We start from the raw sequence: 12,277 nt of genomic DNA, 5'->3' as shown, positions 1-12,277 counted from the left end.
CGCGAGCAAGCCCGCTCCCACAGTTGTTTTAGGATGGCCTCGGGATTTGCATACACCACAGAACCTTGTGGGAGCGGGCTTGCTCGCGAAGGCGTCGGAACAGTTTGCCTCGCCTCCATCTTGGTTTTGTGCTCTTCTTTTAATTTCGCAACAGGAGAATCACGTTGTCCTCTCCCATCCCGGTCACCATCCTCAGCGGCTTCCTCGGCGCCGGCAAGACCACGCTTTTGCGTCATTTGCTCAAGGCCGAGCACGGCCTGAAAATCGCCGTGATCGAGAATGAATTCAGCGATGCCGGCATCGATACCCAGCTATTGGGCGATGAGCCGGTGCAGGTCATGACCCTGGCCAATGGCTGCGTGTGCTGCACCATTCACACTGACCTGACCAAAGCCCTGTACCTGCTACTCGAACGGCTGGACAGCGGCGAAATTGCCTTTGATCGCCTGGTGATCGAATGCACCGGTCTGGCCGATCCGGCCCCTGTGGCCCAGACATTTTTTATCGATGAGGACCTGCGCAAGCGCTACATCCTCGATGGCATCCTGACCCTGGTGGACGCCGCTCACGCCGAGATCCACCTGACCCAGGCCATTGCCCAGGCCCAGGTCGGGTTTGCCGACCGTCTGCTGCTGAGCAAGACCGATCTGGTGGACGCCGCCCATGTCCAAGCCCTTAGCGAACGACTGACGCGGATCAACCGAAGGGCACCGATCAGGGTGGTGGAACACGGCAAGATCGATCTGGCCGAACTGCTCGACATCCGCGGCTTCAATCTCAACGCAGACCTGGGGGCGGGGTTCAGCCTGAGACCGGTGGGCAAGGCAAGCACCGCAGACCGCATCAGCAGCCTCGTGCTTCGCACCGATAAACCGCTGGATATCGACAAGCTCAGCGAGTTCATGAACCAGTTACTGGAGGAGCATGGTAAACAGCTGCTGCGCTACAAGGGGGTACTGAACATCGCTGGCGAATCCCGTCGACTGGTGTTCCAGGGCGTACTCAAACTGTACGGCTTTGATTGGGACACCGAATGGGCGCCCGACGAAGCCCGGGAGAGCGTCATTGTGTTCATCGCCGACGAGTTGCCCGAAGAGAAGATCCGTGCAGGCTTCGAAGCTGCGCTACTTTGACGTCCCGGTGCCTGCGGCCATCAGCAGCTTTTGCTCAAGATGGTCCAGGTGCTCGCTCATCAGTTGCAACGCCTGATCAACGTTGCCACGTTCCATCGCGTCTACGATCGCCAAATGCTCCTGCCAGGCGCAATGCCTGCGGGACTTGACTTCATGCCGCGCCAGGGCCAGCGAGGTTAATGGCACGAGGCTGCCGAGAAACTGCGCCAACGGCGCGTTTCCGGCCATGGCCGCCAATTGCAGGTGAAACTCGCCGGACAGACGAATCGCCGGGCCGCGCTCGCCGCGATCCAGGCACTGGCGCTCGTGCTCTACCAGATCGCGTAGGCGCTGCAGGTCCTTGGGCTGCGGCGCCTTGCAGGCCAGGCGCACCAGGGTCTGCTCGGCCAGGCGTCGGGCATGCAGGATTTGCCGGGTCTGCTCCAGGTCCGGTGCCGCCACCTGGGGCCGATGGTTGGGCCGCAGGATCACCACTTGCTGGTGAGACAGGCGCGCCAGGACACGGCGAATGATGCTGCGGCTGACCCCGAACACGTCCCCCAGGCTTTCCTCGGTGAAACGGCTGGCCGGAGCAATGCGTTGTTCGAGGATGGCGTCGAAAATCTGCGGGTAGATATCGTCCACCGACGGTTTGCCGACCCGACCGGGCAGCGACAGGGACGCGAGCACGTTGCGCTCAGGCTGATTCGGGTGGGGCATGAGGATGTTCATGGCGGTCTCCGCAGGGCGTGGCTCAAGTGCCGAGGTTGTCGTCCGGAATGTTCAGTTCGATGCCCATGCGCTGGCCTTCCCTGAGGATATGCCGGCGCATTTCGGTGCTGGCCTGGGCGCTGTTCTTGCCGCGTATGGCGCGCACCACGGCTTCGTTTTCCTCCAGGCGTTCGGCCAGATGCTGGGGTGAATTGCGCAACATATCGGCGCTTTGCTTGAGCGCGTTGCTGGTCTGCTGGACCACGTTTTGAAATATCGGGTTGGACGTCAAGGCAAACAACTCTTCATGGAAGGCAATGTAGGCGTTGGCGCAGGCGTCGCTGTCGTTGGCCTCCAACGCTTCGCGCATGTCCATGAGGGTCAGGCGTAACTGACCGACCTCCTTGCTGCTGATGGATTGCGCCACAAGGCCAACGATGAAAGGCTCCAGGGTGTAGCGCAGTTGCAGCACGTCCTCCAGGCTCGCGCCGGCCATGGCGCTGCCTTCACTGGCGGTGTCGGCGAAGCTGGCCTCCAGCACCACGACGCCCTTGCCGGGCATCGAACGCACCAGACCCAGAGTTTCCAGGACAATCACCGCTTCACGCAGGCTTGGTCGGCTGATGCCCAATTGTTCGGCCAGCTCGCGCTGGCCGGGTAGCATGTCGCCCGAGCGCCATTGGCCCCGGGCGAGGGCGGCACGTAGTTTCTCCACCACGGAATTGACGACGGTTGATGAACTGATCACGGGTGACTCCTCGAAAATCAATCAGGCGGTGCCGGTTCGCGGACCGGCACCGCAGTCTTTCAGAATTGCTGCTGATGGGCAGTGCCTACCGGCTTCCTGGTCTGGAAGGCATAACCTTGTTGGCCGGACAGTACCTTGCGCGCCCGAGGCACATCGATATCTTTTTCCCAGCGGGCAATCGCTACCGTGGCAACACAGTTACCAATCAGGTTGGTCAGGGCGCGGCCGATGCCCATGAACCAATCCACGGCCAGTACCAGCACCAGACCCACCACCGGGATCGCCGGGACCGCCGTCAGTGTGGCAGCCAGTATCACCAACGCCGAGCCGGGAATTCCGTGGGCGCCCTTGGAGGTGATCAATGACACCAGCAGGATGGTCAGCAAATCACTCATCGCCAGAGGTGTGCCGGTGGCGTTGGCAATGAACACAATCGCCAGGGTCAGATAGATCGAAAAGCCGTCCAGGTTGAACGAGTAACCGGTCGGGATGACCAGGCCGACGGTGGAGCTGCCGATTCCCAGGTGTTCTAGCTTGCGCATGATCTGTGGCAGCACAGCGTCGGAAGAGGCGGTACCGAGCACGATAAGCAGCTCTTCACGCAGGTATTTGAGAAACGGCAACATCGGCAGGCCCGAGGCACGCATCACCAGACCGAGGATCAGCGCAACGAAGGCGATGCAGGTCAGGTAGAACAGGCCCACGAGGCTGCCCAGGTGTTGCAGCGAGTCCAGGCCATATTTGCTGGTGGTGAAGGCAATGGCTCCGAAGACACCAATGGGGGCCAGACGTACGATCATGCCCATGATGCGGAAGATCACGTGGCTGAGTTCGTTGATCAACCGCGAGATGCCGGACGCTGCATCGCCCACCAGGTTCAGCGCACTGCCAAACAGCACGGAGAACAGCAGCACTTGCAGAATGTTGTTTTCAGCGAAGGCCCCGAGCACCGAGGTCGGGATCAGGTTCATGAGGAACTGGGTGGTGGTGACCAGATGCTCGCCACGCTGGGCGATATCGCCCATGTCCGCGCTGGAGAGTTGTTCCAGATGGATGTTCGCACCGCTGCCGATGCCGGTGCTGAAGGCAAGCACCAGACCGATGACCAGCGCAATGGTGGTCAATACTTCGAAGTAGATGACCGACTTGAGGCCGATGCGCCCGACCTTCTTGAGGTCTCCGGCCCCCGAGATACCGCTGACTACCACGCAGAATACGATCAGGCCGATGAGCATCTTGATCAGCTTGATAAAGCCGTCGCCGAGGGGTTTGAGCTGTGCGGAGTATTCGGGAAGGGTCAGTCCACAGACGATGCCGAGCACCAATCCGAGGACAACTTGAAGGAAGATCGAACGCGAGCACCATTTGAGCATGGGAGGTATTCCTGGTTCGGTGTCCTTTTTCGCCGTCAATAGAGCTGTTGGCGTCAGGACTTCATTATTGTGGTCTTACCGGTTTGTCCAGTGCAGGCGCAGTCTAGGCGTGGTTTTGGCGGCTGTGCAAGCTGATTTGCTGAGATTTGGCATGACCGGTCTTACCAGTTGGAGCGAAACCCTTGTGCTTGAGCCGTTTGTTGCGGTGAAAAAAGTTGTCAGTGGCAAGCAGTGCGCCACAGCACCGTGTGACGAGGGATCAGCCCCCTCGCCACAACGTTGTCGATAGATTCTTTAAAGAACACTCAGGATGAACGTCACTTTCGACTTTTCTTCTGTCTCGGCGAGATAAAGGTAAGGCGAGCCTCGAACTTTCAATCCGCCGATATATTTTTTATTTTTTGTCATGAGCGAGACGGGTAAATGCGGCGTGGAAATATTCTTCCGGGTGATGGCGTTGTTCTGATGATCAACGAGGGTAAAGAGCATCGGATCATCCGTGCCGGAGTCCTGTGCGCCCAGAACCTCAAGCCAGCGTTTACCGATAAGTTTGTTTTCATGTTCCCCCGTATTTTTAATGACCAGGCTGTAGCCGTCCGAGGTGTGTCGCAAATGCAATTTCAACGGGTTGCTGGAGTGGCCCTGATTTTTGGGGCGCATGCCGAGCAGGCTGGAGTGGTCATGGGTTTGTGGGCGACCGGTAAAAAAGCCACCGCTGAATAAACTCACGGCGGCCATCGCCGGTTTGCCATGAAGTATTTCAAGCAGATTGACATGGGCGTCAAACATTCGAAGTGTTGCGTTAAAAGATTGATCACTGTCCATGTGATTCAACTCCTCGTTGGGTTTAGTAAGTGTGCAGTTAGGCCGCGATGTTATTGGTTTATCGGCTCTTGGTGGTGGTGTGTGTATTGCAAGACGTTAGATAAATATGGGGTTAGTTGTTTGAGTCAGTTGTCTGCGCCCATGAAAAAGGCCCCCATCTTTCAATGGAGGCCTTTTCTACTGAGGTTTAGCGGGGTTGATTAAGCGCCGTATACCGGCAGCTTTTTGCAGATTGCCTTGACCTTCTCGCGAACGGCGTCGATGACCGCTTCGTTGTTCAGGTCCGCCAGGATGTCGCAGATCCAGCCAGCCAGTTCCTTGCACTCGGCTTCCTTGAAACCACGAGTGGTCACGGCCGGGGTGCCAAAGCGCAGGCCGGAGGTGACGAACGGGGAGCGTGGGTCATTGGGCACCGAGTTCTTGTTCACGGTGATGAACGCCTTGCCCAGTGCAGCGTCGGCGTCTTTGCCGGAGATGTCCTGCTTGATCAGGGACAGCAGGAACAGGTGGTTCTCGGTCCCGCCGGACACTACGTCGAAGCCACGCTCGATGAACACGCTGGCCATGGCCTTGGCGTTTTTCACCACTTGTTGCTGGTAAGCCTTGAACTCAGGCTGCAGCGCTTCCTTGAAGCAGATCGCCTTGGCGGCGATCACGTGTTCCAGCGGGCCACCCTGGGCGCCCGGGAATACGGCGGAGTTGAGCTTCTTCTCGATGTCGGCGTTGGCACGAGCCAGGATCAGGCCGCCACGTGGACCGCGCAGGGTTTTGTGGGTGGTGGTGGTGACGACGTCGGCGAATGGCACCGGGTTCGGGTAGACGCCAGCGGCAACCAGGCCGGCAACGTGCGCCATGTCCACGAACAGGTAGGCACCGACCTTGTCGGCGATTTCGCGGAAACGCGGGAAATCGAGGATTTGCGAGTAGGCGGAGAAACCGGCCACGATCATTTTCGGCTTGTGCTCGAGCGCCAGGCGCTCGACTTCGTCGTAGTCGATCAGGCCGTTGCCGTCGATGCCGTACTGGATGGCGTTGTACAGCTTGCCCGAGGACGAGACGCTGGCACCGTGGGTCAGGTGACCGCCGTGGGCCAGGCTCATGCCCAGAATGGTGTCACCGGCCGACAGCAGCGCCAGGTAGACGGCGGCGTTGGCCTGGGAACCGGCGTGGGGCTGAACGTTGGCGTAGTCGGCACCGAACAGCTCCTTGGCGCGGTCGATGGCCAGTTGCTCGACCACGTCGACGAACTCGCAACCACCGTAGTAGCGCTTGCCTGGATAGCCTTCGGCGTACTTGTTGGTCAGTACCGAGCCTTGAGCTTCCATCACCGCGGGGCTGGTGTAGTTTTCCGAAGCGATCAGCTCAATGTGCTCTTCCTGGCGCTGAGCTTCTTGCTCCATGGCGGCAAAGAGATCGGCGTCGTACTTGGCAATAGTCAAATCACGGCTGAACATGGCGGTCCTCAAGGATCGGGGGCAGAAAAGGGGGGCATTCTAACCCAACCGGTTTTGGAAGGCATATGAAAGGACGTCATGTCGCGGACGAATGGGATTCACGCGCAATTCAGCGATGCCCGGACTGGCGCCTTCGCGAGCAGGCTCGCTCCCACATTTTGAAATGCGTTCCCCTGTGGGAGCGGGCTTGCTCGCGAAGAGGCCCGCCCAGCCAGCACAAGCTTTCAGTCGAGCATGAACAGCGCTTCATTGCTGAACTGCGCTTCAAACCGGCTGGCCGGCATCGGGCGGCCGAACAGGTAGCCCTGGACTTCATCGCAGCCGTGTTCGCGCAGAAAGTCCAGTTGTTCGTGGGTTTCGACCCCTTCGGCAATCACCGCCAGGTTGAGGCTGTGGGCCATGGCGATGATCGCCCGAGCGATCTGGGCGTCCTGTTCGCCGGATGGCAGGCCATCGACAAAGGTGCGGTCGATTTTCAACACGTCGATGGGGAATTGCTTGAGGTAGTTGAGGGACGAATAACCGGTGCCGAAGTCATCCACGGCGATGCTCAGGCCCAGGTTTTTCAACCCGGCCAGAATCTGCATGGCCTCGCTGACTTCACGCATCAGGATGCTTTCGGTCAGTTCCAGTTCCAGGCAGGCCGGTGGCAGGCCGGTGCTGCGCAGGATGTTGGCGATGCGCGTGCCGAGTTGGCCGTCGGAGAACTGCCGGGCCGAAATGTTGACCGAGACTTTCGGCACTCGGACCTTGGCCTGGTGCCAGGCCTTGAGCTGCCGAGAGGCTTCGCTGATCACCCAGTCACCGACGTCCACCACCAAGCCGAGCTCTTCGAGTACCGGGATGAAGTCCCCTGGCGGCACCAGCCCGCGTCGTGGATGGCGCCAGCGCAGCAAGGCCTCGGCGCCGGTCAAACGTTTGCCGTCGCCGCTGAACTGTGGCTGGTAATACAGCACGAACTCGTTCTGCTCCAGGGCGTGGCGCAGGTCGCTTTCCAGCTCCAGTCGTTCCAGGGCGCTGGCGTTCATGTCGGCCTGGTAGAACTGGAAGTTGTTCTTGCCGCGCTCCTTGGCGTGATACATGGCCGTGTCGGCGTTCTTCATCAGCTGACTCAGCTCGTTGCCGTCCTGAGGGCTCAGGGCGATACCGATACTGGCGGTGACGAAGAACTCCCGACCTTCCAGTACGAAGGGGCGGACCAGGCTGGCGAGGATCTGCTCGGCCACGTTGATCGCCCGGTTGAGCGCCATTTCGCGGCTGGAGCGAGGTTGCAGCAGCAGGGTGAATTCGTCGCCGCCCATGCGCGCCACGGTGTCGTCGTCGGCCACGCAGCCGAGCAGCCGCGTGGCCATCTCCTTGAGCATTCGGTCGCCGGCGGCGTGGCCCAGGGAGTCGTTGATCGGCTTGAAGCGGTCCAGGTCGAGAAACATCAGCACGACCCAGTTTTTCTGGCGCTCGGCCGATTGCAGCGCGGTGTGCAGGCGGTCCTGAAACAGCGTGCGGTTGGGCAGGTGGGTCAACGCGTCGTAATAGGCCAGGCGATGGATGCGCTGTTCGCTGGCCTTGCGTTCGCTGATGTCGCTGAAGAAGCACACGTAGCTGGCCAAGTCGCCTTCATCGTCCAGCACCGCTGTGATGCCGACCCAGGCCGGATAGTGCTCGCCATTGCGGCGCTTGAGCCAGACCTCGCCTTCCCAGGTGCTGTGTTGCTGCAACTGCTTGAGCACATAGCGCAGGTGGGCTTCCTGCTGCTCGTCCACGGTCAGCATGTTGGGCAACTGGTCCAGCACCTGCGACACCGCATAACCGCTGACGCGGCTGAAGGCTTCGTTGGCCTGGACAATGTAACCGGCCGGGTCGGTGATCAGAATCGCCGAAGTTGAATGCTCGAATACCGTGGCGGCCATACGCAGGTCTTTTTCGGCGCGTCTTTGTTGGCTGATATCACGGCCTACGCCCAGCACGCCTTCGAACGCGCCGTGGTCATCCCACACCAGTACCAGCCGCAGCTCGATGGGAATCTTGCGCCCGTCGGCGCGCAGGCAGTCGAACAGAAACAGCTGGGTCTGCATCTGGTTGCGCAACTCGGCCAGTTGCTCAGGCTTGTCGAGGGCTTTGCTGACCCGATCCATCAAGGTGTAGATGCCAGTCAGTTGTTGCGGGTTGGCGATGGTCGATTGCCAGCCGTTCTGGAATATCCAGTCAGCGCTATAGCCCAGCACCGCTTGCACCGAGGGACTGACGTAGTTGAGCGAAAGCTTGCTGTTGGTGGAGAAAATCACGTCGCTGATGCTTTCGGCGAGCATCCGGTAACGTTGTTCGCTGTCGCGCAGTGATTCGCTGGCTTCGATCTGTTCGGTGATGTCCTTGGCTACGCCGATGATGCGTGTCACCTGATCGTGCCGGTCCCGGGCCAGGGCTTGTTCGCGAATGTCGAAGCGCCGCCATTTGCCATTGCGATGGCGAAAGCGCAGTTGGCATTGCAGCAGGTGCGCATACCCGGCCTGGCGTTGTGCCTGGCGCAAGTTGTGGTAGTGGTCGGCGTCTTCGCTGTGCAGCAGGATTTCCCAGAAGTATTCGCCCATCTGGTGCAGTTCAGAGCGGTCGTACCCCAGGGTCTGTCCCAGGTGATGGTTGCTGAAGATCATCCGCTGGCTGATCACGTCTTGCACATAGAGATGGTCCGGCACGGTGCGCACCACATCGGACCAGAAGCCTTCGCGTTCGAGCAGCGAGAGTTCGATCAACTTGCGGCTGGTAATGTCGCTGATGCTCAGAATGACGGCGTTGTAGTCCTGCTGTTTTTCCGGCAGGCGCAGCACCAGCCACAGGTGTTGATCACGGCCGTGGGCATCCTGCAGCTGGATTTCCAGCTCCAACTGCTTGTGCGGGTCGAGCAGTGCTTCGAGCAGCTTCGAACCCACGGGATTGTTGTCCTGGGCTGCATTGCCGACCAACAGTTGCCACGCCCGTTCGCAGGAGTTGACGTTGAGCAGCTTCAACGCCATCTGATTGACCTCGGTGACGTGAACTTCCTGCTGCAGTTGTTCAAGCTGGTGAGGGATGGCCAGCCAGGCGCGCAACTGGTCGCCGTTGCGCAGGCCGGCCCTTTCAAAAAACGCCTTGAGGCTCGACAGGTCCAGCACGCAGAGCGCGACGCCGGTGCCTTCGAAAATATCCTGGTAGCGCCGGCGGCCCTCGTGCAACTGGCGCTGACGACGGCGCATGCTCAACAGCGCGATCACCGGCAGCATTGAAAACGCCAGGCCTAGCAGGCATTTGCCGATGAAGGCCGGCAGCAATTGCTCCAGCACCTGGTGCCGGTCGAACAGTCCACGCAATTGCCAGTCGCTGCTGCTCAGCGGCACGGTCAGTACGGTGTTGCTCAGATCATCCGGGGACAGCCGGGTAGGGTTGGCCGAGGGCAGGCTTTCATCCCGACTGATGATTTGCTGGTTGAGCCGGTTTTCCACCAGCCACAGTGGGCGTATGCCTGTATCGGCCTGCTTGGTCAGGGTCGAAAAGAAGGTTGGCGTCAGGCGCAGGGCCCAATAGCCACGGCTGCTGCCACTGGCCTGGTGCAACAACAGATGCACCACGGAGCCGTCGTCGGCATTGCTGAAATAGTGCGCTTGGGCCCGACTGCGCCGTACCAGCTCTGCCAGGTAATCGGCATCGTGGCTGGCAGGATCACTGTCGCTGAGCACCCGACCGGAAGGGCTCAGCAACGCCAGGCTGCGTAGCTCGGGCAACGATTGCTGGAGTTTACGCAGAAGGGCCTGCTGTTCGTCGGCGCTCTGCGGTTGTTCGACGATCGGTAGCAGGTTGAGGGCGATCTGCGCATTCAAAGCCATGTTCAGGCTGACTTGCGCGGCCAGGTCGGCGGTGTAATCGATGGTGTACTGGCGCTGTTGCTGCTGGGTTTCGCGCAACTGGTCAAGCAACTGCCAGAAGAGCAGCCCGAGTAACAACAGCACCAACGTGGCCAGCGCACTCTTCAGTGTCCCGCGCAGGGGCGAGCCGCTCGCAGCAGTTGGTGCGCGTGGGGACAGGGTCGGCGTGACATTGGACAAGCTGTAATCCTGCAGTTTGCTGGACTGGCGCGACGTGCACTATAAGCCGGACGCCCAAAGGGCGGCTAGCATGCCTTGACTTGTGGCAAAGTGCCAGCCCCTGGTGGCTGGACCTTGACCGATGGTTGAGGTAGCTTTGCCGGTCAAACAAGAGCGCGCAAGCTCCGATCCCCCAGGCTTAACCTGCCCGCCGGCATTGATCACCGTCAAGCGCCGGCGCCGCGCATGGCCTGGCCCGTTCTTTTCACCTGTCACTGACGCTAGGTTCACCATGGCTCAATACGTCTTCACCATGCATCGGCTGAGCAAAGTTGTTCCGCCGAAGCGGGAAATCCTGAAAAACATTTCACTGTCGTTCTTCCCCGGGGCCAAGATCGGCGTACTGGGCCTCAACGGCTCGGGTAAGTCCACGCTGCTGAAAATCATGGCCGGTGTCGACAACGAATTCGACGGTGAAGCCCGTCCGATGCCGGATCTGAACATCGGTTACCTGCCTCAAGAGCCTCAGCTGGATCCGACCAAGACCGTACGTGAAGTGGTCGAGGAGGCGGTCAGCGTGATCAAGGATGCCCAGGCGCGCCTGGACGAGGTCTACGCAGCTTACGCCGAGCCGGATGCCGACTTCGACAAGCTGGCCGCCGAACAGGCCAAGCTCGAAGCGATCCTGCAGGCCAGCGATGGCCATAACCTGGATCGCCAGCTGGAAGTCGCCGCCGATGCGCTGCGCCTGCCGGCCTGGGATGCCAAGGTTGAACACCTGTCTGGTGGTGAAAAGCGTCGTGTGGCCCTGTGCCGCCTGCTGCTGTCGGCGCCGGACATGCTGTTGCTCGACGAACCGACCAACCACCTGGACGCCGATTCCGTCGCCTGGCTCGAACACTTCCTGCACGATTTCCCGGGCACTGTGGTCGCGATCACGCACGACCGTTACTTCCTGGACAACGTCGCCGGCTGGATTCTGGAACTGGACCGCGGCGCGGGTATTCCTTACGAAGGCAACTATTCGGGTTGGCTCGAAGCCAAGTCCGATCGTCTGGCCCAGGAATCCAAGCAGCAGTCGGCCCATGAAAAAGCCATGAAGGAAGAACTGGAGTGGGTGCGCAAAGGCGCCAAGGCCCGCCAGTCCAAATCCAAGGCACGTCTGCAACGCTTCGAGGAAATGCAGTCCCAGGAATTCCAGAAGCGCAGTGAAACCAACGAGATCTACATCCCGGCCGGTCCGCGCCTGGGCGACAAGGTCATCGAATTCAAGAACGTCACCAAAGGCTACGGCGACCGCGTGCTGATCGACAACCTGTCGTTCGCCATGCCCAAAGGTGCCATTGTCGGTGTGATCGGTGGTAACGGTGCGGGTAAATCCACGCTGTTCCGCATGCTGATGGGCAAGGAAACACCGGATTCGGGCACCATCGAAATCGGCGAAACCGTGCAACTGGCCTGCGTCGACCAGAGCCGCGAAGACCTGGACGGCAGCAAGACCGTGTTCCAGCAGATCTCCGACGGTTCCGACCAGATCCGCATCGGCAACTATGAAATTCCGTCGCGCACCTACGTGGGCCGCTTCAACTTCAAGGGCGGCGACCAGCAGAAGTTCGTCAAAGACCTGTCCGGCGGTGAACGCGGTCGTCTTCACCTGGCACTGACCTTGAAGGAGGGTGGTAACGTCCTGCTGCTCGACGAACCGTCCAACGACCTCGACGTCGAAACCCTGCGTTCCCTGGAAGAAGCCCTGCTGGACTTCCCAGGCGCCGCGATTGTGATCTCCCACGATCGGTGGTTCCTCGACCGCGTGGCGACCCACATCCTGGCGTACGAAGACGACTCGCAAGCGGTGTTCTTCGAAGGCAACTACACCGAGTACGAGGCCGATCGCAAGAAACGCTTGGGCGAAGCGGCTGCCCAGCCGCACCGCGTAAGGCACAAGAAGCTGGCCTGATCAGACCAGCGACAAACCCCCTGTGGGAGCGAGCCTGCTCGCGAT

8 protein-coding genes are annotated in these 12,277 nt (G+C 60.2%); 2 read left to right on the top strand and 6 right to left on the bottom strand.

All coding sequences use genetic code 11. The annotated features are described in order from the left end of the window. Positions 1-164: 164 nt before the first annotated feature. A complete protein-coding gene (gene yjiA / locus HU811_RS18405; RefSeq protein ID WP_186657353.1) occupies positions 165-1,133 on the top strand; it encodes a GTPase in 969 nt (322 codons plus the stop codon). Here yjiA and HU811_RS18400 read toward each other — a convergent pair. From HU811_RS18400 to HU811_RS18375, 6 genes are all read right to left on the bottom strand, one after another. Then, positions 1,125-1,844, bottom strand: a complete 720-nt coding sequence (locus tag HU811_RS18400; RefSeq protein WP_437179495.1) for a GntR family transcriptional regulator — start codon at positions 1,842-1,844, stop codon at positions 1,125-1,127. The two genes, yjiA and HU811_RS18400, sit on opposite strands and share 9 nt — an antisense overlap. Before the next feature lie 22 nt (positions 1,845-1,866). Continuing rightward, the gene (locus tag HU811_RS18395) at positions 1,867-2,571 is read right to left on the bottom strand and encodes a FadR/GntR family transcriptional regulator (RefSeq protein WP_186657350.1); all 705 of its coding nucleotides are present in this window, start codon (positions 2,569-2,571) and stop codon (positions 1,867-1,869) included. Positions 2,572-2,630: 59 nt separating this feature from the next. Beyond that, the gene (locus HU811_RS18390; protein ID WP_092402385.1) at positions 2,631-3,944 is read right to left on the bottom strand and encodes a C4-dicarboxylate transporter DctA; all 1,314 of its coding nucleotides are present in this window, start codon (positions 3,942-3,944) and stop codon (positions 2,631-2,633) included. Positions 3,945-4,238: 294 nt separating this feature from the next. Beyond that, complete coding sequence (locus HU811_RS18385) at positions 4,239-4,769, bottom strand: hypothetical protein (protein WP_186657347.1); 531 nt, start codon at positions 4,767-4,769, stop codon at positions 4,239-4,241. Positions 4,770-4,969: 200 nt separating this feature from the next. Continuing rightward, on the bottom strand, positions 4,970-6,223 hold the full coding sequence (gene glyA, locus HU811_RS18380; protein WP_092402391.1) for a serine hydroxymethyltransferase: 1,254 nt from the start codon (positions 6,221-6,223) through the stop codon (positions 4,970-4,972). 224 nt (positions 6,224-6,447) lie between these two features. Then, positions 6,448-10,296 (bottom strand): bifunctional diguanylate cyclase/phosphodiesterase, encoded by a 3,849-nt coding sequence (locus HU811_RS18375; protein ID WP_186657346.1) that lies wholly within the window; start codon positions 10,294-10,296, stop codon positions 6,448-6,450. A 271-nt stretch (positions 10,297-10,567) separates the two neighbouring features. Between HU811_RS18375 and ettA the strand changes: the two genes are divergently transcribed. Beyond that, positions 10,568-12,232, top strand: coding sequence for an energy-dependent translational throttle protein EttA (gene ettA, locus HU811_RS18370; protein ID WP_047230152.1), 1,665 nt, complete (start codon positions 10,568-10,570; stop codon positions 12,230-12,232). The last annotated feature ends 45 nt before the right edge of the window (positions 12,233-12,277 follow it).

The organism is Pseudomonas tehranensis (genome assembly GCF_014268615.1).
GTDB classification, from domain to species: domain Bacteria; phylum Pseudomonadota; class Gammaproteobacteria; order Pseudomonadales; family Pseudomonadaceae; genus Aquipseudomonas; species Aquipseudomonas tehranensis.
The sequence above is the reverse complement of the archived record's forward strand: the minus strand, read 5'-3'. Positions and strand labels throughout refer to the sequence as shown.

Excerpts from the sequence above, each read along its gene's own strand:
- HU811_RS18400 (WP_437179495.1), bottom strand. The coding sequence starts at position 1,844 with ATGAACATCCTCATGCCCCACCCGAATCAGCCTGAGCGCAACGTGCTC.
- HU811_RS18390 (WP_092402385.1), bottom strand. The coding sequence starts at position 3,944 with ATGCTCAAATGGTGCTCGCGTTCGATCTTCCTTCAAGTTGTCCTCGGA.
- HU811_RS18385 (WP_186657347.1), bottom strand. The coding sequence starts at position 4,769 with ATGGACAGTGATCAATCTTTTAACGCAACACTTCGAATGTTTGACGCC.
- glyA (WP_092402391.1), bottom strand. The coding sequence starts at position 6,223 with ATGTTCAGCCGTGATTTGACTATTGCCAAGTACGACGCCGATCTCTTT.
- ettA (WP_047230152.1), top strand. The coding sequence starts at position 10,568 with ATGGCTCAATACGTCTTCACCATGCATCGGCTGAGCAAAGTTGTTCCG.